Source organism: Streptomyces sp. NPDC043746 (assembly GCF_056436485.1).
In genome coordinates, this window is the sequence record NZ_JBWKCM010000003.1 from 335899 (window position 1) to 355785 (window position 19887).

Annotated in this window: 19 protein-coding genes and 2 pseudogenes; 11 read left to right on the top strand and 10 right to left on the bottom strand. The window is 72.1% G+C overall.

All coding sequences use genetic code 11. From position 1 onward, the window contains the following. Positions 1–7 precede the first annotated feature (7 nt). Positions 8–1006, bottom strand: coding sequence for an NAD-dependent epimerase/dehydratase family protein (locus AC0682_RS05330; protein ID WP_478531028.1), 999 nt, complete (start codon positions 1004–1006; stop codon positions 8–10). A gap of 245 nt (positions 1007–1251) precedes the next feature. Next, a complete protein-coding gene (locus AC0682_RS05335; protein WP_478531030.1) occupies positions 1252–2205 on the bottom strand; it encodes a LysR family transcriptional regulator in 954 nt (317 codons plus the stop codon). 263 nt (positions 2206–2468) lie between these two features. On the opposite strand from AC0682_RS05335, the gene snpA reads away from it, so the two are divergent. Beyond that, positions 2469–3125 (top strand): snapalysin, encoded by a 657-nt coding sequence (snpA, locus tag AC0682_RS05340; RefSeq protein WP_478531031.1) that lies wholly within the window; start codon positions 2469–2471, stop codon positions 3123–3125. A gap of 158 nt (positions 3126–3283) precedes the next feature. On the opposite strand, the gene AC0682_RS05345 is transcribed toward snpA, so the two are convergent. The 4 genes from AC0682_RS05345 to AC0682_RS05360 form a co-directional block, all read right to left on the bottom strand. Further along, positions 3284–4090: a DUF6304 family protein gene (locus AC0682_RS05345; RefSeq protein WP_478531033.1), complete on the bottom strand. Its 807-nt coding sequence runs from the start codon at positions 4088–4090 to the stop codon at positions 3284–3286. A 55-nt stretch (positions 4091–4145) separates the two neighbouring features. Next, entirely contained in the window at positions 4146–4742 is a 597-nt protein-coding gene (locus AC0682_RS05350; protein ID WP_478531034.1) for a GNAT family N-acetyltransferase, read from the bottom strand. A gap of 98 nt (positions 4743–4840) precedes the next feature. Continuing rightward, positions 4841–5884 (bottom strand): family 2 encapsulin nanocompartment cargo protein polyprenyl transferase, encoded by a 1044-nt coding sequence (locus AC0682_RS05355; protein WP_478531035.1) that lies wholly within the window; start codon positions 5882–5884, stop codon positions 4841–4843. 97 nt (positions 5885–5981) lie between these two features. Further along, on the bottom strand, positions 5982–7388 hold the full coding sequence (locus AC0682_RS05360) for a family 2B encapsulin nanocompartment shell protein (RefSeq protein WP_254811693.1): 1407 nt from the start codon (positions 7386–7388) through the stop codon (positions 5982–5984). Between the two features lie 175 nt (positions 7389–7563). Between AC0682_RS05360 and AC0682_RS05365 the strand changes: the two genes are divergently transcribed. The 4 genes from AC0682_RS05365 to AC0682_RS05380 all read left to right on the top strand — a co-directional run bounded on the left by AC0682_RS05365 (position 7564) and on the right by AC0682_RS05380 (position 10947). Next, positions 7564–8010, top strand: a complete 447-nt coding sequence (locus AC0682_RS05365; RefSeq protein ID WP_478531037.1) for an RrF2 family transcriptional regulator — start codon at positions 7564–7566, stop codon at positions 8008–8010. Positions 8011–8106: 96 nt separating this feature from the next. Beyond that, positions 8107–9303, top strand: coding sequence for a globin domain-containing protein (locus AC0682_RS05370; protein WP_478531039.1), 1197 nt, complete (start codon positions 8107–8109; stop codon positions 9301–9303). 188 nt (positions 9304–9491) lie between these two features. Further along, the gene (locus AC0682_RS05375; protein ID WP_478531040.1) at positions 9492–10007 is read left to right on the top strand and encodes an XRE family transcriptional regulator; all 516 of its coding nucleotides are present in this window, start codon (positions 9492–9494) and stop codon (positions 10005–10007) included. A 34-nt stretch (positions 10008–10041) separates the two neighbouring features. Continuing rightward, positions 10042–10947, top strand: coding sequence for a 1-aminocyclopropane-1-carboxylate deaminase/D-cysteine desulfhydrase (locus tag AC0682_RS05380; RefSeq protein ID WP_478531042.1), 906 nt, complete (start codon positions 10042–10044; stop codon positions 10945–10947). 50 nt (positions 10948–10997) lie between these two features. Here AC0682_RS05380 and AC0682_RS05385 read toward each other — a convergent pair. After that, positions 10998–11385 (bottom strand): annotated as a pseudogene (locus AC0682_RS05385) (cation:proton antiporter domain-containing protein); the annotation flags it as partial. Between the two features lie 102 nt (positions 11386–11487). Between AC0682_RS05385 and AC0682_RS05390 the strand changes: the two are divergent. The 3 genes and pseudogenes from AC0682_RS05390 to AC0682_RS05400 all read left to right on the top strand — a co-directional run bounded on the left by AC0682_RS05390 (position 11488) and on the right by AC0682_RS05400 (position 13339). After that, a pseudogene (locus tag AC0682_RS05390) lies at positions 11488–11747 on the top strand (UBP-type zinc finger domain-containing protein). Positions 11748–11978: 231 nt separating this feature from the next. Next, positions 11979–12392 carry an ATP-binding protein gene (locus AC0682_RS05395; RefSeq protein ID WP_014048265.1) on the top strand — a complete coding sequence of 138 codons (414 nt, stop codon included), beginning with the start codon at positions 11979–11981 and terminating at the stop codon, positions 12390–12392. A 23-nt stretch (positions 12393–12415) separates the two neighbouring features. Then, the gene (locus AC0682_RS05400) at positions 12416–13339 is read left to right on the top strand and encodes an RNA polymerase sigma factor SigF (protein WP_254811696.1); all 924 of its coding nucleotides are present in this window, start codon (positions 12416–12418) and stop codon (positions 13337–13339) included. Positions 13340–13414: 75 nt separating this feature from the next. On the opposite strand, the gene AC0682_RS05405 is transcribed toward AC0682_RS05400, so the two are convergent. Then, positions 13415–13879: a hypothetical protein gene (locus AC0682_RS05405; RefSeq protein ID WP_478531044.1), complete on the bottom strand. Its 465-nt coding sequence runs from the start codon at positions 13877–13879 to the stop codon at positions 13415–13417. A 168-nt stretch (positions 13880–14047) separates the two neighbouring features. On the opposite strand from AC0682_RS05405, the gene AC0682_RS05410 reads away from it, so the two are divergent. Further along, complete coding sequence (locus tag AC0682_RS05410) at positions 14048–15016, top strand: diacylglycerol/lipid kinase family protein (RefSeq protein ID WP_254811698.1); 969 nt, start codon at positions 14048–14050, stop codon at positions 15014–15016. 318 nt (positions 15017–15334) lie between these two features. Further along, positions 15335–15592, top strand: coding sequence for a WhiB family transcriptional regulator (locus tag AC0682_RS05415; protein WP_003953983.1), 258 nt, complete (start codon positions 15335–15337; stop codon positions 15590–15592). Positions 15593–15760: 168 nt separating this feature from the next. On the opposite strand, the gene AC0682_RS05420 is transcribed toward AC0682_RS05415, so the two are convergent. Continuing rightward, entirely contained in the window at positions 15761–17227 is a 1467-nt protein-coding gene (locus AC0682_RS05420) for a histidine kinase N-terminal domain-containing protein (RefSeq protein ID WP_478531046.1), read from the bottom strand. Between the two features lie 395 nt (positions 17228–17622). After that, positions 17623–18714, bottom strand: a complete 1092-nt coding sequence (locus AC0682_RS05425) for an SIS domain-containing protein (RefSeq protein WP_478531047.1) — start codon at positions 18712–18714, stop codon at positions 17623–17625. A gap of 268 nt (positions 18715–18982) precedes the next feature. Here AC0682_RS05425 and nagB point away from each other — a divergent pair, with 268 nt between their 5' ends. After that, positions 18983–19768: a glucosamine-6-phosphate deaminase gene (gene nagB / locus AC0682_RS05430; protein WP_478531048.1), complete on the top strand. Its 786-nt coding sequence runs from the start codon at positions 18983–18985 to the stop codon at positions 19766–19768. Positions 19769–19887 lie beyond the last annotated feature (119 nt).

Consider the following 19887-nt stretch of genomic DNA (forward strand, 5'->3'; position numbering starts at 1 on the left):
AGCCGGATCAGGAGGTCAGCAGCTTCTCCTCCAGCCGGGGGTCGAGGCCGACGGTCGGTCGGTCCGGCCGCTGCGGTGCGGTGCCGCCCACCCCGCGAAGCCAGGCCCAGGTGTCGGCCACGGTCTCGGCGACCGGCCGACAGCGCAGCCCCGCTGCCTCGGCCCTGACATGGCCGCCCCGGTGCATGGCGTCGTACAGCTCCCCCTCCGGCAGCCAGATCGGCAGCCCGGTCCAGGGCTCGACCCCGGCGGCCAGCAAGGTGTCGGGGTCCGTCCAGCGCAGCTCGGCGCCGGAGCCGGTGGCCTGGACGCAGGCGTCGAGCAGCTCGCCCATGGTGGCGTGGCCGGGGCGGCTGACCGTGTTGTACGGGCCGCGCAGCCCGGCCTCCGCCGCGTCCAGCGTCCACTCCGCCAGGTCGCGCACGTCGACGTACTGGAGTGCGGCCGTGCGGGGGCCGGGGGCGATCACCGGGCCGCCGCGGGCGATCCGCGCGAGCCACCAGGGCAGCCGCCCGACGTTCTCCCCGGGGCCGATGATCAGCCCGGCCCGCGCCAGCAGGGCCCGGTCGCCGAAGGCGTCGAGGGCCGCCAGCTCTCCGCCCCGCTTGGCCCGGTCGTACGGGACGTCCCCGCCCTCGTCCGGCGAGGCACCGGTCACCAGCGGTCCGTCCTCGTCCAGCCCGGCCGGCGCCGGGTAGGCGTAGACCGAGCGGCTGGAGACGTACGTGTAGTGGCCCGCGCGGTCCGCCAGGAGCCGGGCCGCGTCCCGGACGGCCGTGGGCACCCCGCTCCAGGTGTCGACGACCAGGTCCCAGTCGCCCGCGTGGTCCGCCAGCGCCGCGAGGCCCTGCTCCCCTCCCGTACGGTCACCCGTCAGCGCCCGCACGCCCGGTGGCGGGGCGTGGTGGCCCCGATGGAAGACGGTGACCTCCCAGCCCCGCTCCAGCGCGGCCTCGGTGACGGCCCGCCCGACGAACTCCGTACCGCCCAGCATCAGTAGCTCCATGCCCCGAGCCTGCCCGTCGGAACGGCACGGGGGAACCCCTGCACGCTGTCAGCAGAGCGGGGAACTTCCGCACCTTCGGCGCGTGTTCGCGCGCAAGACGGGGCCCCGGCTCTCCCGGCGGCTTGCGCGCGCAGGCGCGCGGACCGCCGTGCTATCCGGCCTGATCGGCCCAGGCTGCGCGGCTTGCGCGCGGGCGCGGGAACCCCCGGCGGCCCGGCCGCGCACCCCGGCCCCCGCGCCCGGTCTCACGGTGTGCGCGCGAGCGGGCTGCGGTGGCGCAGCAGCCAGGCGTAGTAGCCGCTGGATCGCCGGGCCGCCTCCACATAGGCCGCCTCCAGCTCCCCGTACACCACCGAGATGTCCGTCCCCGGCCGGGAGACCAGCAGCAGCCGGACGGCGAGGGGGTCGCCGCGCAGCGGGCGGATGGCCATGTCGTCGCGCGGGCCCGAGGTGGGCTGGCAGGGCGCGACGGCCTCGCCGAGCACGACGAGGGAGGCGGCGGTGAGGTAGTCCCCGTGCAGGACCGGCGGGTCCAGGCCGGCGGCGCCGAGCACCCGGCGCACCCCGTCCCACTCCCCGTCCACCGTCGGATCGACCATCCACCGGTCCCCCGCCAGGTCACCCAGTTCCACCACCCGGCGGGCGGCGGCCGGATGGTTCCGGGAGAGGGAGATGAACTGCGGTTCGCGGTCCAGGAGTACGCGCTGCTCCAGGCAGTCCGGGACGGCCAGCGGGAAGCCCTCCACTTCATGTACGAAGGCGACGTCCAGCAGGCCCGCCTCGACCGAGCGCAGGAGGGCATGGGCCGAGACGTCCACCCGCAGCGAGATGTCCGTACCGGGCAGGGCCACCCGCAGCCGGCTCAGCCAGCCCCCGATGACCCGGCTGGCGGTGGAGCCGATACGGAGCCGGGGGCCCTGGCAGCGGGCGGCGTCGGCCTCCGCCAGAGCGTGGCTGACCAGGGCGTTCATCCCGTCGACGAGCGGCCGGGCCCGACTGAGGACGGCCCGGCCCAGGGGGGTCGGCCGGCAGCCGGTGCGTTCGCGGCGGAACAGCTCGGCGCCGAGCGAGTTCTCGATCCGTCGCAGCTGGGTGGTCAGGGAGGGCTGGCTCACGCCGAGCCGGCGGGCCGCCTGGTGCAGACTGCCCGCGTCGGCGATGGCGCACAACGCCCTGAGGTGCCTCACCTCAAGCTCCATGGTTCGGAGCGTACGACCGCTCCCGTCCGGGCACCAGCAGCCTCAACCCCACCAAAGGACCTTAATTAAGGGGGAGTTGGGCGACCCTTCATGAGGGATGCGGGCAGCCTTCCGGACGGGGTGATAGGGCCGCGCTATCCCCGGTCGGCATCATCCCCGGCCGCCGTCCGCTCCCCCACACTCTCCCCGTACCGCCCCGCGCCCTGTCCGCTCAGCGGACAACCCCCACGGCGCGGGTTCACCGGACAGTAGGAGAGATCCCCATGAGACACCTCAGGACCGCCATCGCCTCCGCCATCGCGGGTCTCGGCCTCGTCGCCGCACTGGGCACGGCTCCCGCGGTCTCCGCCGCTCCTGCACCTGCCGTCTCCACCCCCGCCACCATCGCCGCGTACAACGGCTCCGCCGAGAACGCCGCCGCCAACAGGGCCTTCTTCGACGCGGTCATGAAGTCCGTCGCCGAGAAGCGGGCCGCCAACCCGGGTGCCCAGGCCGTCACGGTCACCTACAGCGCTGCCTCGGCGCCGAGCTTCCGCACCCAGATAGCCAACAGCACCCGGATCTGGAACAGCTCAGTCTCCAACGTGCGCCTCCAGGAAGGCTCCAACGCCGACTTCACGTACCGCGAGGGCAACGACCCGCGCGGCTCGTACGCCTCCACCAACGGGCACGGCCGGGGCTTCATCTTCCTGGACTACCGGCAGAACCAGATCTACAACTCCACCCGCGTCACCACGCACGAGACCGGGCACGTGCTGGGCCTTCCGGACACCTACTCCGGCCCGTGCAGCCAGCTGATGTCCGGCGGTGGCCCCGGCCCGTCGTGCACCAACGCCCAGCCGGACGCCAACGAGCGGGCCCGGGTGAACTACCTGTGGCGGAACGGCTTCGCCGCCGCTCTCGCCAGCAGCGCCTCCTGATCCGGGTGCGGCCGGTCCGTAGCGGCTGACCGTTCCCGGTCGGCCCGGACCGGCCGATCAGCCCGGCCCCAGGGCAAAGGGCCGTTCCGGACGCGGAACGGCCCTCTAGGTGTGGTGGCGCGTGGTGCTATGTCGTCATGGCGTCATGGCGCCACGGGTCAGACGGATTCGAGGGGGAAGGCGCCCCGGTGGCCCGTGTCGATGGCCCAGAGCCCGCTCGTCTCGAACTCCTGGCAGCTCCATACCTCCTGGACGAGTCCGGTACGACGGTCCCCCGGGGCCGGTACCGCCTCCTCGCCCTCCGCGCTCCGGCAGGTGTCCTTGGCTTCTCGGAAGCAGGAGAGGGAGCCGGAGAGGCCGCGGCGGGGGCCCGGTACAGAGGCGGAGGAGGCCGGGGCCGGAAGCCGGGCCGCAACCTTGGGTGGGGCCTGAGTCGGGACCTCGGCCGGGAAAGGGGCGGAGAAGGCGCAGGCGATGCAGGTCTGGAGCCGGACACCGTCCGGGAGGATGCGCTGGATCGCCGTCAGCGCCGCGCCGAAGTCGCTCTCGGCGCGGGCGGATTCGTAGACCGCGCCGTCCAGATGGAGGGCGAGGTGGAGGTCCGGGTCGACCCGGCGCAGGGAGAGCAGACAGCCGAGGGTGGCCTGTCGCAGGGTGCCGCCGACGCGGACGGGCAGTGGGAGGTCCCACTCCAGTACGCAGTCGGTGAGCGCCCCGTCCGCCAGGGAGAAGGCTCCGTCGGCCGAGGAGAAGCCCCCGCCCACCGGGGAGAAGACCCCTTCCACCGCGGCGGAAGCCCCGCCCTCCGGCGCCGCACCCGCGACCGGAACGAGGCGGTCGAAGCTCTCGCCCTCGAAGTCGACCCCTCGGATCCGGATCCTGATTCGCTGTCCGTCCGTGGTGAGAACGACGGCCTGGGAACCGTCCCGGTCCCGGTACCAGCCGGCCCACGACTCATCTGTCATGAGCAGGGACTGTACCCCGCCCCGGAGCGTCCCCGCGCCACCCCTCCGCGGATCCTCAATTCGCTTGCGGGTCCCGCCACATGGGCCACATCCGCGGCCCGTCCGGAAGGTCGACGGCGCTCCCCAGGGGGTGGAAGCCGAGACGCTCGTAGAGCGTACGGCTGCGGGCGCTGCTCGCCTCCAGGTACGCGGGCACGCCCTCCCGGTCGCAGCGGTCCAGCTCCGCGCCGATGAGCCCGGCCCCGATGCCCTCGCCCTGGCGCCGCGGGGAGACGCCGACCATGAGCAGGTAGGAGTGGGCGCGGTTGTGCGGGTGCACCTTCCCGGTCAGCCGCCCGACCAGTTCGCACCGCTCGTTGTCGGGGTCGGCGGTCCGCCGCATCAGGGCGGGCGTGGGGTCCTCCCCCTCGGGCGCACCGGCGGGCACCGGCAGCCACAGGGCCACGGCGGCGCCGTCCTCGGCCACGTCGATACGGCCTTCGGCGAGGGTGATGTCCGCGAAGACGCCGAGGAACCTGCCGTGCACCGCCCGCCGGTGCGCCTCGTCGGGGAAGACCCAGCAGCTGACCGGGTCGTGGTGGAACGCCTCCTCCAGGACCGCCACGACCAGGTCCCTGTCGCCTTGTCCCGCCTGTCGTATCCGTATGCCCATGACCAGCTCCCGCCCCTTCGCCCGCTGCCCTCGTCGGCAAGATCAACCCCCGGAATAGTAGAGCTGGTTGAGGGGTGCGAGCCGGCCGGGGAGGCGGGTCAGCTGCTGCGGCGGGTGACGAATTCGGCCAGTGCCAGCAGGTCTCCGGCCGCGCTCGGGTCCGGGACCGCGCGGGAGAGGTGGTGCATGGCCCGGGCCATCCGGTCGGCGGCGGCGACCTGGGCCCAGTCCCGGCCGCCGGCCCGCTCCACGGCGTCGGTGGCACGGTCCACCTCGCCGGTGGTGGACATGGGTCCCCGGTAGAGCGCGGCCAGCTCCGCTGCGGCCGGGGTGCCGGAAGTGAGGGCGGCGACGACGGGCAGCGACTTCTTGTGGGCGGCGAGATCGGCGCCGACGGGTTTGCCGGTGCGGGCGGGGTCGCCCCAGATGCCGATCAGGTCGTCGATGAGCTGGAAGGAGAGGCCGGCCTCCCGCCCGAAACCGTCCATGGCGCGGACGGCCCGGTCCTCGGCCCCGGCGTAGAGGGCGCCGAGCGCGCAGGCGCAGCCGAGCAGAGCGCCGGTCTTCGCGGTCGCCATGGTCAGGCACTCGTCGAGCGTGACCTCGTCCGGTCCGCGCTCCTCGAAGGCGCAGTCGGCCTGCTGGCCCGCGCAGAGTTCGATGACGCAGGAGGAGAGGCGGGCGGCGGCGCGCACCGCGGCCGGATGGGCGTCCTCGGCCAGTAGCCGCTGGGCGAGGGCCAGCATCGCGTCGCCGGTGATGATGGCGTCCGGCACACCGAAGACGGCCCAGGCGGTGGGTCGGTGTCTGCGGGTGGTGTCCTCGTCGATGACGTCGTCGTGGAGGAGGGTGAAGTTGTGCGCCAGTTCGACGGCGACGGCGGCGCGCACGGCGTGCTCCGGATCGCCGCCCAGCGCCCGGGCGGCGGCCAGCACGAGCGCCGGCCTGATGGCCTTGCCCGCCTGTCCGGCGGCGGGGGTGCCGTGGGCGTTCTCCCAGCCGAAGTGGTACATCGCGATCCGGCGTATGCCACCGGGCAGCGATTCCACGGCCGATCGCAGATGCGGGTCGACGATGGCGCGGGTGCGCTCCAGCAGCGCCGCGGCCTCGTGCCCTTCCGTCGCTGCGTCCGTACTGGTCATGGTCACGGTCACTCCCTGGGGGCGGTGCGATGGGACGGGCCCCGGGGGCCCGGCCGGTGTCGGCCGACCGGGCCCCCGGGGGGGTGGTGACACGAGGTCAGCGCCAGCGGCTCACCTCGACGTTCTCCAGTACGCCGAGGGCGTCGGGTACCAGGATGGCGGCGGAGTAGTACGCCGTCACGAGGTAGGAGATGATCGCCTGCTCGTCGATGCCCATGAAGCGGACGGAGAGGCTCGGTTCGATCTCGTCCGGGATGCCGGTCTGCTGGAGGCCGATGACGCCCTGCTCGGCCTCGCCGGTCCTCATGCAGATGATGGAGGTGGTACGGGCCTCGGTGACCGGGATCTTGTTGGACGGGAAGATCGGCACTCCGCGCCAGGCCGGGACGTGGTGGCCGCCGATGTCCACACTCTCCGGGACCAGTCCGCGTCGGTTGCACTCACGGCCGAAGGCGGCGATGGCGCGCGGGTGGGCGAGGAAGAGCTTCGATCCGCGTCGGCGCGAGAGCAGCTCGTCCATGTCGTCGGGGCTGGGCACCCCGTCGTGCGGCTGGAGCCTCTGGCCGTAGTCGCAGTTGTTGAGGAGGCCGAACTCCCGGTTGTTGATGAGCTCGTGCTCCTGGCGCTCGCGGAGCGCCTCGACCGTGAGCCGCAACTGCTGCTCGGTCTGGTTCATCGGCTGGTTGTAGAGGTCGGCGACCCTGCTGTGCACCTTGAGTACGGTCTGCGCGACGCTCAGCTCGTACTCGCGGGGTGCGGCGTCGTAGTCGACGAAGGTGTGCGGGACGACGGCCTCGCCCACATGTCCCGCGGAGAGGTCGATCGCCGCCTCGCCGTAGTGGTTGGTCCGCTGGTGCGGAATCGTGAGCAGCCCGGCGAGGTGGGCGCGGAGCGAGTCGGCCCGCTCCGCCAGGTTGAGCACGTCCGCGCGGCTGAGCGTCAGCAGCGTGCACGCGGTCACGGCGCGGGCGGTGTACTCCCAGACGGCCTCGCCGTCGACCAGGCTCTGGTCACCGAAGTACGCGCCGTCGGCGAGGACCCCCAGCTCCATCTCGTCCCCGTAGGGACCGGAGCCGAGCTTCTCGACCTTGCCGTGCGCCAGCAGGAAGACCCGGTCCGCCGCGTCCCCCGACGCCGCGAGCACCTCCCCCGCGGCCACGTCCCTCTGCTCGCACCTGCGGGCGAGTTCGTTGAGGACCTCCTCGTCGCCGAAGTTGCGCAGAGCGGGCAGCTCCCCCAGCTCGGCGGGGATCACGGCCACCCGGTCCCCGGTCTGGACGAAGGTCACCCGGCCGTCACCGACCGAATAGCTGAGTCGACGGTTCACCCGGTACGTACCGCCCTGTACCTGCACCCACGGCAGCATCTTCAGCAGCCACCGGGAGGTGATCTCCTGCATCTGCGGCGCGGACTTGGTGGTCGTCGCGAGGTTCCGCGCAGCCGCCGTCCCCAGACTCTGCTGCGGCGGCGCCTGCGTGTCGCGAACCTCTTCACCAACGGACATCTGACGTCCTCTCGATCTTGGGATGACCTGCTGGAGAAGCCTTTCAGCGGAGGACCCGGCCCGCCATTACACAAAAGAGTGTGACTAATCGACCTTCTGCCGGGGCACATTGCCCCTCGTCGCCCGGCGGACCTTAAAATTTGCATCCCACATGCCACTTATCTATGATCAAGCCATGCGGCTGACCAGATTCACCGATGTGGCGCTCCGCGTGCTCATGCGGCTGGCGGTCGCGGAGGGCGCGGATCCGCCGACCACCCGCGAGGTGGCGGACACCATGCAGGTGCCGTACACCCACACGGCCAAGGTCGTCGCCCGCCTCCAGCATCTGGGCCTGCTCGACGCCCGGCGCGGCCGGGGCGGCGGACTCACCCTCACCACGGCCGGCCACTCGGCCTCGATCGGCGCTCTCGTACGGGAACTGGAGGGCACGGACGACGTCGTGGAGTGCGAGGGGACCACCCCCTGCCCGCTGCGCTCCGCCTGCCGGCTGCGCGGCGCCCTGCGTCAGGCGCAGGACGCGTTCTACGCCACGCTCGACCCGATCACCGTCACCGATCTCGTCGCCGCCCCGACGGGCCCACTACTGCTCGGCATCGGCAGCGGCCCACCGCAGGACTGACCCCCGCCCCCTGCCCACCCGCTCGCACCACGGGCGGATTCCGCTCCACCCGAAAATACGAACATCAAATACCAATTAAGAAGGAGCCCGCCCCGCATGCTCTCCGACCGGTCCACCGCCACCGTCCGCGCCACCCTCCCCGCCGTCGGCGCGGCCATCGGCGACATCGCCGACCTCTTCTACAAGAAGCTGTTCACCGCCCACCCCGAGCTGCTGCGCGACCTGTTCAACCGGGGCAACCAGGCCTCCGGCGACCAGCGCAAAGCCCTGGCGGGCTCGATCGCGGCGTTCGCGGCCGCGCTGGTCGAGCACCCGGGCACCCGGCCCGACGTGATGCTGAACCGGATCGCGCACAAGCACGCCTCCCTGGGGGTGACCGAGGAGCAGTACGAGGTCGTCCACACCCATCTCTTCGCCGCGATCGCCGACGTCCTGGGCGACGCGGTCACCCCCGAGGTCGCCGCGGCCTGGGACGAGGTCTACTGGCTGATGGCCAACGCCCTCATCTCCATAGAGGCACGGCTCTACGCCCAGCGGGGAGTGGTCGCGGGCGATGTGTGGCGGGAGTGGGAGGTCGCTGCCCGGATCGAGGAGACCGAGGACGTCACCACCTTCCACCTCCGCCCGGCGGGCGGCGGTGACACGCCCGCCTTCCGGCCGGGCCAGTACGTCTCCGTACAGGTCGAACTGGCCGACGGGGCGCGGCAGATACGCCAGTACAGCCTCTCCTCCTCCCCCGGCTCCCGGCTGCGCTCCATCACGGTCAAGCGGGTGCGTGGCGAGGAGACACCCGACGGCGAGGTCTCCCGCCGCCTCCACGAGCACACCCGCCCGGGCGACCGGCTGCGCGTCTCCGTCCCCTACGGGGACCTGGTCCTCGACCACCTGGACGCACCCCTCCTGCTGGCCTCGGCCGGAATCGGCTGCACGCCCATGCTGTCGATGCTGGAGTACCTGGCCGAGGAGGGCCACGACCGCCCCGTCACCGTCGTGCACGGGGACCGCTCCCCCGCCGACCACGCGCTGCGCGCCCAGCACACCCGGCTGACGGAGAAGCTCCCGGAGGCCGAGCCGCACTTCTGGTACGAGTCCCCGGAAGCCGGCCACCCGGCCCACCGCACCGGCCTCGTCGACCTGAACGGCATCACCGTCCTCCCCGGCACCCACGCCTACCTCTGCGGCCCGCTCCCCTTCATGCGCACGATCCGCACCCAGCTGCTGGACGCCGGGGTCCGCCCCGCCGACATCCACTACGAGGTCTTCGGCCCGGACCTCTGGCTGGCGAGCGCCTGAACCCGCCCCGGGCCGGGGCGGGCGACGGTGGACGGGTGAACCGTCCGCCAGGCCGCCTGCCCCGGTCCGGGCGGACCGGGCACCCGGCGCACCGCAGGCGCGCCCTTGAACAAGCACAGACAAGTTGGACCGAAGGCTCTCCGGCCCCAGCTCGCCCCCCTGTGTGATCATCGACGCGTCCTGGTCGCGTGCGCTACCGGTCCGCCTGCCCGTCGACCGTGTGGGGCGAACTGATCGCAGGGGCCTCCACGGACATCTTCTTCGCCGGGTACACGAACTACTTCGTCTGGCTGGAGCAGCCTGCCTTCATAGAGACGCTGCGCCGCAAGATCGCGTCGGGGTGCCGTGTGCGCTTCCTGCTGGGCGATCCCGACGGAGAGGTGACCCGACAGCGTGAGGCCATCGAAGACGTCGCCCTGAGCGTCGGCACCCGCATCCGGATCAGCCTGGAGCACCTGGGACGGCTCGGCCCCCTGGACGGACTGGAGACGCGGTTCAGCGGCCCGGAGGACGCCGTGAACCATGTGTCCCTCTCCGTGTTCAGGTTCGATCATGACGCACTCGTGACGCCCCACCTGGCGCGGCTCGTCGGCCACGACTCGCCCCTCCTGCATCTGCGCCGCCAGGGAGACAGCGGGATGTTCGACCGGTTCGCGGAGCACGCCGAGGAGCTGTGGGGCCGGGGGGTGCCGCAGACGCCGTGACGGCGTGGCGAGAGGGCACAGCCACAATGGGAGGGTGAGCCCGTCCGTAGACCTCGACCGTGCACTTCAGCCTCGGTCTCCGTCCCCCTTGCAGGAGGTCCGGGACGACCGCTTCGCGCGCCGGGGCGTTCGGCTGTTGCTGAAGCGGGACGACCTCATCCACCCCGACCTGCCGGGCAACAAGTGGCGCAAGCTCGCGCTCAACCTGGAGGCGGCCGCCGGACGGGCCGTGCTGACGTTCGGCGGTGCCTACTCCAACCACCTCCGGGCCACCGCCGCTGCCGGCCGGCTGCTGGGGTTCCCCACCATCGGCGTCGTACGGGGCGACGAGCTGGCGCACCGGCCGCTGAACCCGTCCCTGGCCCGATGCGCCGCTGACGGGATGCGGCTGCACTTCGTGGACCGGACGACGTACCGGGCGAAGGGGTCGCCCGAGGTCCTGGCGGGGCTGCTGGAGCTGTTCGGGGACGTGGAGGTGATCCCGGAGGGCGGCAGCAACGCCCTGGCCGCACAGGGCTGTACAGCGCTGGGGCGCGAGTTGCGCGGGCATACCGATGTGGCGGCCGTGGCCTGTGGGACCGGAGGCACCCTGGCGGGGCTCGCGGCCGGACTGGAGCACGGGCAGCGGGCGCTGGGGGTGCCGGTGCTGCGCGGTGGCTTCCTGGGCGACGCCGTGGCCGCCCTCCAGAGGGACGCGTTCGGAGGGGAGACCGGCCGCTGGTCGCTGGACGAGCGCTTCACCTTCGGCGGATACGCCCGTGCGACCCCGGAACTGGACGCCTTCGCCACCGATTTCGAGGACCGGCACGGGCTGCCCGTGGAGCGGGTCTACGTCGCCAAGCTGCTCTTCGCGCTGGCGGCCCTGGCCGAGGAGGGCGGCTTCGCGCCGGGCACCCGGGTGACCGCCGTGATCACCGGCACCCCTGACCCGTCTGTGTGACCACCGCCCGGTCCCGTCCGTGTGACCGGACTCCTCAGGCCCCGTTCGGGGAGCGTGACGACGACCACCGCGAGGACCCCGGAAGCGTGCACCCGTGGGGCCGCCGCGTACACCGCGAACGGGATCAGAAGGGACAGCGTGTTCTGGAGGAGGCCTCCTTCGGATGTGTGCGCAGCCGGTGCAGCGGCACCATCGGCAACACACCGACCCCGCCCCGCCCCCGCGAGCAGGAACTCCGCGATCCCGGCGGCCCAGGCCATCCCCCTCCCCCACCGCGGCGACCGATGCCACCCGGAAGGCGGTGATCGCGGTGGCCTCGTTCACCAGCGACTCACCCTGACGGATGGTCGTCACCCGGCCGGGCGGCCCCGCCCGGCGGGCGATGGCGGCGGCTGCCACGGCGTCCGGCGAGGCGATGACGGCCCCCAGGACGAGCGCGGGCCGCGAGGCGGCCGGCGACCGCAGCGCCGGCCGCGACCAGCGCCACCGGGGGCAGCGCGTCCGTCCCACCGTCCTCGGATCCGTCGTAATCTGCTCGTCATGAGCGAGTGCGCGCATGTAGCGGATCCGCCACGCCCGGGCCCGTACCGCTCGGGGGGACCTGCCCCGAGTGGCCGGCGGTCGGCACCCACCCCGTGCAGCTGCGGCTCCGTCTGACCTGCGGGCACGTCGGCTGCCGCGCTTCCTCGCCGCTGCGGCACGCCGCCGGGCACTTCCGGGCGACCGGCCGGCCGGTGATGCGGAGCTTCGAGCCGGGCGAGAGCCGACGCTGGTGCTTCGAGGACGGTTCGATCGTCTGACGTCTGGGTACGTCAATCCGGCGCCGGTTCTTCGTAATTGGACCCCGCAACCCCCTAGCCACTGTGCGTGCCCGTATGTTTACCATGAGTGACGGTCGGGGGGTGGGGTGCGGGCGACACTGCATCATGGATCCGATAGCGTCGCCGAGCTGAGAACCGTCGACCGACCGCATGGCTCCGGGCCACCCATCCCGGATCCTCGAAAGAGTTTGTGCCACCTTGGAGGTGAGGGTGTCCCAGATCGCAGGCGAGCCCGGGAATCAGGACTTCGTAGAGGTCCGGCTGCCCGCTGCGGGTGCCTACCTGTCGGTGCTGCGAACGGCCACGGCCGGTCTCGCAGCGCGCTTGGACTTCACGCTCGACGAGATCGAGGATCTCCGCATCGCGGTCGACGAGGCCTGCGCGATCCTGCTCCAGCAGGCCGTGCCCGGCTCCGTCCTCAGCTGCGTGTTCCGGCTCATCGACGACTCCCTCGAAGTGACGGTGTCGGCCCCCACGACCGACGGCCGCGCACCCGAGCGCGACACCTTCGCCTGGACGGTGCTCTCCGCACTGGCCGGCAAGGTCGACTCGACGGTCGCCGACGACCGTACGGTCAGCATCAGCCTCTACAAACAGCGCGGCGCGGGCCCCGGGCCGGCGTGAGCGACGGGAACGGGGACGGTCCTGTGCGGGACGAGACGATCCGATCCGGGGTGGTGCGGCCGACGGGCATCCCGGAGCAGCAGGCCCGGCCGCATCCGGTGGACGGAGCGGACGGGCCTGAGAGCCTCAACGTCGCGGTGGAGCAGTCGCAGGAGCGGGCGGGCCAGATGAGCGAGCACGGGCACCACGATCCACATGACCGCAGCGGGGCCCGCGCCCTCTTCGTCGAGCTGCGGGCGCTTCCCGACGGTTCGCCGGAGAAGGCGGAGCTGCGCAACCGGCTGGTGCGGATGCATCTGCCGCTGGTCGAGCACCTGGCCCGGCGGTTCCGCAATCGCGGGGAGCCGCTGGACGACCTCACGCAGGTCGCCACGATCGGGCTGATCAAGTCGGTGGACCGGTTCGACCCGGACCGGGGCGTGGAGTTCTCGACGTACGCGACCCCCACGGTCGTCGGCGAGATCAAGCGCCACTTCCGGGACAAGGGCTGGGCGGTGCGGGTGCCGCGCCGACTCCAGGAGCTGCGTCTCTCGCTGACCACGGCCACCGCCGAGCTGTCCCAGCAGCACGGCCGCTCGCCGACCGTGCACGAGCTGGCCGAGCGGCTCGGCATCTCCGAGGAGGAGGTGCTGGAGGGCCTGGAGTCCGCCAACGCGTACAGCACGCTCTCGCTGGACGTGCCGGACACGGACGACGAGTCCCCCGCCGTCGCGGACACGCTCGGTTCGGAGGACGAGGCGCTGGAGGGCGTGGAGTACCGGGAGTCGCTCAAGCCGCTCCTGGAGGACCTGCCGCCGCGCGAGAAGCGGATCCTGCTGCTGCGGTTCTTCGGGAACATGACCCAGTCGCAGATCGCCCAGGAGGTCGGCATCTCGCAGATGCACGTCTCCCGGCTGCTGGCCCGCACCCTGGCCCAGCTGCGCGAGCGCCTGCTCGTCGAGGAGTAGGCGAGGAGCGGAGCGGCGGTCCCGGGGCCTTCCCGGGACGCCCTCGCAGGGGCCCGCCACGACAGGCCCCGGGGTTCAGGTCTTCGGGTCCGCCGCCTTCGGGTCCGGTCCGGCGCCCCTGCGCAGACCCAGGACCTGAGTGGTCGCCGGGTTCACCACGAGCACCAGCCCGGTCACGGCGACCGCCGCCACGGCGATCCCGAGCGGGATCAGCGCCCCCTGGGAGCGCAGCAGCGTCCAGGCGACGGGCAGCGCCATGATCTGGGTGATCAGCGCCGGGCCCCGGCTCCAGCCGCGCAGCAGCATCAGGCCCCGGGCGGCGATGAGCGGGATGGCGCCGAGCCCGATCAGCGTGATGCCGACCGTCTCCGCCTGCTGCGGGCTCTCGGGGCGGCCGAGCATCCCCATGACCACCAGGGAGAACCCGCCGATCGCGAGCGCGGCGCCTTCGAGGGCGTTGATTCCGGCGAGAGCCGTGATCCTGCGCGGGCGCTCGGCCGCGGCGGGCGAGGGGGTGGACGAGGTCGCTTGAGTGCTCACGCCTTTCAGGTTGGCATCCCCGGGGGTCGGAAGTGAAGCCGGGGGTGCGGGGCGCGGCACACATCACGTACGCCGGAGTCACCCCTGCCCGTTACGGAACGTGACCGGCCGGGAGCCCGGCGAACCGCGGCTTCAGGGCCGAACCGCCCGGTAGGTACCCTGACGGGCATGCGCGCACTCCTCGTGGTCAACCCGGCAGCTACCACCACCAGTGCGCGCACCCGTGATGTGCTCATCCACGCCCTGGCCAGCGAGATGAAGCTGGAGGCGGTGACCACGGAGTACCGGGGGCACGCCCGGGACCTGGGGCGGCGGGCGGCCGACAGCGACGACATCGACCTGGTGGTCGCGCTCGGCGGCGACGGCACGGTGAACGAGGTCGTGAACGGGCTGCTGCACCGCGGCCCGGACCTGGACGGGGTGCCGAAGCTGGCCGTGGTGCCGGGCGGCTCCACCAATGTCTTCGCCCGCGCGCTGGGGCTCCCCAACGACGCCGTGGAAGCGACCGGTGCGATCCTGGACGCCCTGGAGAACCGGAGCGAACGTACGGTCGGGCTGGGGCTGGCGGCCGGCACTCCGGGCACCGAGGACGAGGCCGTGCCCGAACGCTGGTTCACTTTCTGCGCGGGCCTCGGTTTCGACGCCGGAGTGGTCGGCCGGGTCGAACAGAAACGCGAGGGCGGCAAGCGCTCGACGCATGCGCTGTACGTGCGCCAGGTGGTGCGGCAGTTCGTGAACGAGGCCCACCGCAGACACGGGACGATCACCCTGGAGGTGCCCGGCCAGGAGCCCGTCACCGACCTCGCGCTCTCCATAATCTGCAACACCGCCCCCTGGACCTACCTGGGGAATCGCCCGGTGTACGCCTCTCCGAAGGCCTCCTTCGACACCGCTCTGGACGTCCTTGGACTGAAGCGTCTGTCGACCGCGGCGGTGGCCCTGTACGGCACCCAGCTGCTGACTTCGAGCCCCGAAAGAGGGCCCCGGGGGAAGCACGCCGTTTCACGCCACGACCTCACGGACTTCACCTTGCATTCAAAGGTCCCACTGCCCTTCCAGATGGACGGCGACCACCTGGGACTGCGTACGAGCGTGACGTTCACAGGCGTACGCCGTGCACTGCGTGTGATTGTGTGAGTGGAAGGGCCGAAAGTCCTTTAACTCGAACGTTTGGCCTGGCCCCCACCCCTTAGAAGTGCGGCTGTGACCTAGTCGACACCGAGGAATCAAAAAAAACTTTCCAGAAGGGGTTGTATCCGCAGCCGAGGTTTGCGAATCTCTACATGGCGATCGGGACGGCCCGCAACACCGGCCTCCCTGAGAGCCAGAACCCCTCCTCACCATCACAGACCACACCCAGTCCTTCTGGGGGTCGGCCCGTCATCTGTGGGGGGATTCGTGAAAGCGTTCACATTCACAAGCACCAGCGTGTAATACCAAGGAGAGGTAGCAGCCATGGACTGGCGTCACAACGCCGTTTGTCGTGAGGAAGACCCCGAGCTGTTCTTCCCCATCGGCAACACCGGTCCTGCGCTGCTGCAGATCGAGGAAGCCAAGGCCGTCTGCCGTCGCTGCCCCGTCATGGAGCAGTGCCTGCAGTGGGCGCTCGAGTCCGGCCAGGACTCCGGCGTCTGGGGTGGCCTCAGCGAGGACGAGCGCCGCGCGATGAAGCGCCGCGCCGCTCGCAACCGGGCGCGTAACGCCAGCGCCTGACCGACGCCCCCCACGAACACGCCTCAGCCAGGCGGCGCGTACAGAGCGTACGCACGGCCCCGCCTTCGAGTCGCAGCGCGCAGTACCCCGGAGCGCATCGCAACGTGAGCAGCACGGAGCGGGCCCGGACCGTCACCACGGTCCGGGCCCGTTCTGCTGTGTGCGCTCCTACGTGGCGCCGCGCACCGGCACGTCCAGCACCACCTGGGTACCCCGCTCCGGCGCCGGGACCATCCCGAACGTGCCGCCCAACTCCCCTTCCACCAGCGTCCGTACGATCTGGAGGCCGAGGTTGCCCGCCCGCTGCGGGTCGAACCCCTCGGGCAGGCCGCGCCCGTCGTCGGTGACGGTGATCAGCAGCCGGGCGTCGGACGGTGAGCCGCCGCGCACGGCGGAGACCTCCACCGTGCCCTGATCGGCCACCGTGAACGCGTGTTCCAGGGCGTTCTGGAGGACTTCGGTGAGCACCATGGAGAGCGGGGTGGCGACCTCGGCGTCCAGGATGCCGAAGCGGCCGACGCGCCGGCAGGTCACCTTGCCCGGCGAGATCTCCGAGACCATCGCGATGACCCGGTCGGCGATCTCGTCGAACTCGACGCGCTCGTCCAGGTTCTGGGAGAGCGTCTCATGGACGATCGCGATCGAACCGACGCGCCGCACCGCCTCGTTGAGCGCCTCGCGCCCCTGCACGGAGTCCATCCGGCGGGCCTGGAGGCGCAACAGGGCGGCCACTGTCTGGAGGTTGTTCTTCACCCGGTGGTGGATCTCCCGGATGGTGGCGTCCTTGGTGATCAACTCGCGTTCTCGGCGGCGGAGTTCGGTGACGTCCCGGAGCAGGACGAGCGAGCCGATGCGGACGCCCTTGGGTTTGAGCGGGATGGCCCGCAGCTGGATCACCCCACCCTCGCCCTCCACCTCGAACTCGCGGGGCGCGTAGCCACTGGCCACCTTGACCAGGGCCTCGTCCACCGGGCCCCGGGAGGGTGCCAGTTCGGCGGTGGTGGTGCCGAGGTGGTGGCCGACCAGGTCGGAGGCGAGGCCGAGGCGGTGGTAGGCGGAGAGGCCGTTGGGGCTGGCGTACTGGACGACCCCGTCCGCGTCCAGCCGGATCAGACCGTCACCGACGCGCGGGGAGGCGTCCATGTCGACCTGCTGGCCGGGGAAGGGGAAGGCCCCGGCCGCGATCATCTGGGCCAGGTCGGAGGCGGACTGGAGGTAGGTGAGCTCCAGCCGGGAAGGGGTGCGCACGGTGAGCAGGTTGGTGTTGCGGGCGATGACGCCGAGGACCCGGCCCTCACGCCGTACGGGGATGGACTCGACCCGTACGGGAACCTCCTCGCGCCACTCCGGGTCGCCCTCGCGCACGATCCGGCCCTCGTCCAGGGCCGCGTCCAGCAGTGGGCGGCGGCCGCGCGGCACCAGGTGGCCGACCATGTCGTCCTGGTAGGAGGTGGGGCCGGTGTTGGGCCGCATCTGGGCGACGGAGACGTACCGCGTGCCGTCGCGGGTGGGGACCCACAGCACCAGGTCGGCGAAGGAGAGGTCGGAGAGCAGCTGCCACTCCGAGACCAGCAGATGGAGCCACTCCAGGTCGGAGTCGCTCAGAGCGGTGTGCTGGCGGACGAGATCGTTCATGGAGGGCACCTGTGGAGCGTACCCGGGGTGAACGGAGGTGTTCGAACCGATCGGCCCAGCGGGCCGTGCGGTGGGGTGGGGCGGCCGGAAGGCGATGGACAGGGCGTGGTGTGCGGCCCCAGAATGTCGCGCACACGGATGGACAGAGGCAATTGGTCTAGTCCACAATGAGTTCACCAAGACCTCCACTCTCCCCGCACAGGAGAGTGGACCGAGGCACCCGGCGCTCTCTGCCCTGACCGCGCCGGTGCCTCATGTGGCCGGAGGCACCGCACACCGCCGGCCAGGTAGCTCCGGGCTGCGGTGCCGGGCGGGCTGAGGGTCCCGCTCTGGCGCCGCGGCCCGCGGGTGTTTCCGGGGCCGTTCTCAGGGCCGCCCTCGGGCTGTACGAGCCCCTAGCGCGTCTCCGTCACCTTTGCCAGGGCTCGCGGTGAGTCCGGGTCCTGGCCCCGCGCGATCGTGACCTCGTACGCGAGCATCTGGAGCGGCAGGATCTCCAGGATCGGCTGCAGTTCCTCAGGCACCCCCGAGGTCGGCAGGGCGAAGCCCGCTGACGCCGCCTCCACCTGGGCCTTGGGGCCGACCACGAAGAGGTCCGCGCCGCGCCCCCGCAGCCGGTCCAGCACCGGCTGGAGCGCCTCGCCGCCCCGGCCGTCGGTGACCACGGCGATCACCGGGGAGATGTTGTCGACCATCGCCAGCGGGCCGTGCAGCAGGTCGGCACCGGAGTAGGAGAGAGCGGGGATGTAGCTGGTCTCCATGAGCTTCAGGGCCGCCTCCTTGGCGGTGGGGTAGCCGTAGCCGCGCGAGGTGATCACCATGCGCTCGGCGAAGCGGTAGCGGGAGGCCAGGGCCCTGACCTCGGCCCGGCGGCCCAGGATCGCGCCCGCCAGGTCGGGCAGGGCCGAGGCCGCCTCCGTACCGTCGGCGCCCGCCAGGCCCTCGACGAAGAGGTAGAGGGAGAGCAGGGAGGCCGTGTACGTCTTGGTGGCGGGGAGTGCCTTCTCCGGGCCCGCCAGGATGTCGATGTGGAACTCGGCGACCGCCGCCAGCGCGGAGTCCGGGTTGTTCGTGACCGCGAGGGTGACCGCACCGGCCTCCCGGGCGGCCCGCGTGGAGGCCACCAGGTCCGGCGAGCCGCCCGACTGGCTGACGGTGACCACCAGGACGTCCCGCAGATCGGGCTTGGCCCCGTACGCCGTCGTGGTGGACATGGAGGCGAGGCCGCAGGGCAGGCCGAGCCGGATCTCCAGCAGGTACTTGGCGTAGAGCGCCGCGTTGTCGGAGGTGCCGCGGGCGGTGAGCAGCACGAAGCGGGGCTTCCTGGCGGCGATCTCGGCGGCCACGTCGCGGATGCGGGGCGCGCCCCGGTCGAGGATGCGCCGCAGCATCGCGGGCTGCTCGGCCATCTCGCCGGACATGATGCGGCCGGGGGCGTCGGCCCGGTCGTCGGAGGTGTCCGGGCCGGGCGGAGGGGTGGCGGGCATAGGGGGCCTCCCGTGCGGTGTCTTCGGCGGTGGCGGCATACGTACGGAGCCGCCGCGGACCGCGCCGTCGGCGCCGTACGGGACAAAGTCGACCAGGCAAACGCCCGGTCCGCCAGCGGGGCGGGGCGGCCGCCAGGGGGCGGGACGGAGCGGTCGGCGGGTGGACCGGCAGGTGGGACGTTCACCGTACAGCTGCCCGATTCTGCTAGATTGAGCCTTTGATTGGTCTATACCACACGGTTTCTCTCATCAGATCGGCAGGCACAGCGTGGAAGTTGTCATCGTCCCGGACGCCACGGCAGGCGGCGAGCTGATCGCGGAGGCCATCGCCTCCCTGCTCAGCCGCAAGCCCGACGCCCTGCTCGGCGTTGCCACCGGCTCTACCCCGCTGCCCATCTACCGCGCGCTGGCGGCCAAGGTCGCCGCCGGGGCGGTCGACGCCTCGCGCGCCCGCATCTGCCAGCTCGACGAGTACGTCGGGCTGCCCGCCGGCCATCCGGAGTCGTACCGCTCCGTGGTGCTCCGTGAGGTCGTCGAGCCGCTCGGGCTCTCCGAGGCGTCCTTCATGGGCCCCGACGGTGCCGCCGAGGACGTCCAGGCCGCGTGCGAGGCGTACGACCGTGCGCTGGCGGAGGCCGGTGGGGTCGACATCCAGCTGCTCGGCATCGGCACCGACGGGCACATCGGTTTCAACGAGCCGTGCTCCTCGCTCGCCTCGCGCACCCGGATCAAGACGCTGACCGAGCAGACCCGGGTGGACAACGCGCGCTTCTTCGACGACGACATCGACCAGGTGCCGCACCACGTGATCACCCAGGGCATCGGGACGATCCTGGACTCCCGGCACCCGGTCCTGCTGGCCACCGGGGAGGGCAAGGCGGAGGCCGTCGCGCAGACGGTGGAGGGGCCCCTCGCCGCGCTCGTACCGGCCTCGGCGCTCCAGCTGCACCCGCACGCCACGGTGGTGGTGGACGAGGCTGCGGCCTCCAAGCTGAAGCTGGCGGACTACTTCCGCGCCACGTATGCGGCCAAGCCGACATGGCAGGGGTTGTAGGCCGTACGCCCGCACGGCCGGGGGGGGGGGGGGGGGGGGGGGGGGGGGGGGGGCGGTGGGGTGGGGGGGGGGGGGGGGGGGGGGGGGGGGGGGGGGGGGGGGGGGGGGGGGGTTTTCCC

Excerpts from the sequence above, each read along its gene's own strand:
- AC0682_RS05330 (WP_478531028.1), bottom strand. The coding sequence starts at position 1,006 with ATGGAGCTACTGATGCTGGGCGGTACGGAGTTCGTCGGGCGGGCCGTC.
- AC0682_RS05335 (WP_478531030.1), bottom strand. The coding sequence starts at position 2,205 with ATGGAGCTTGAGGTGAGGCACCTCAGGGCGTTGTGCGCCATCGCCGAC.
- snpA (WP_478531031.1), top strand. The coding sequence starts at position 2,469 with ATGAGACACCTCAGGACCGCCATCGCCTCCGCCATCGCGGGTCTCGGC.
- AC0682_RS05345 (WP_478531033.1), bottom strand. The coding sequence starts at position 4,090 with ATGACAGATGAGTCGTGGGCCGGCTGGTACCGGGACCGGGACGGTTCC.
- AC0682_RS05350 (WP_478531034.1), bottom strand. The coding sequence starts at position 4,742 with ATGGGCATACGGATACGACAGGCGGGACAAGGCGACAGGGACCTGGTC.
- AC0682_RS05355 (WP_478531035.1), bottom strand. The coding sequence starts at position 5,884 with ATGACCAGTACGGACGCAGCGACGGAAGGGCACGAGGCCGCGGCGCTG.
- AC0682_RS05360 (WP_254811693.1), bottom strand. The coding sequence starts at position 7,388 with ATGTCCGTTGGTGAAGAGGTTCGCGACACGCAGGCGCCGCCGCAGCAG.
- AC0682_RS05365 (WP_478531037.1), top strand. The coding sequence starts at position 7,564 with ATGCGGCTGACCAGATTCACCGATGTGGCGCTCCGCGTGCTCATGCGG.
- AC0682_RS05370 (WP_478531039.1), top strand. The coding sequence starts at position 8,107 with ATGCTCTCCGACCGGTCCACCGCCACCGTCCGCGCCACCCTCCCCGCC.
- AC0682_RS05410 (WP_254811698.1), top strand. The coding sequence starts at position 14,048 with ATGCGCGCACTCCTCGTGGTCAACCCGGCAGCTACCACCACCAGTGCG.
- AC0682_RS05415 (WP_003953983.1), top strand. The coding sequence starts at position 15,335 with ATGGACTGGCGTCACAACGCCGTTTGTCGTGAGGAAGACCCCGAGCTG.
- AC0682_RS05420 (WP_478531046.1), bottom strand. The coding sequence starts at position 17,227 with ATGAACGATCTCGTCCGCCAGCACACCGCTCTGAGCGACTCCGACCTG.
- AC0682_RS05425 (WP_478531047.1), bottom strand. The coding sequence starts at position 18,714 with ATGCCCGCCACCCCTCCGCCCGGCCCGGACACCTCCGACGACCGGGCC.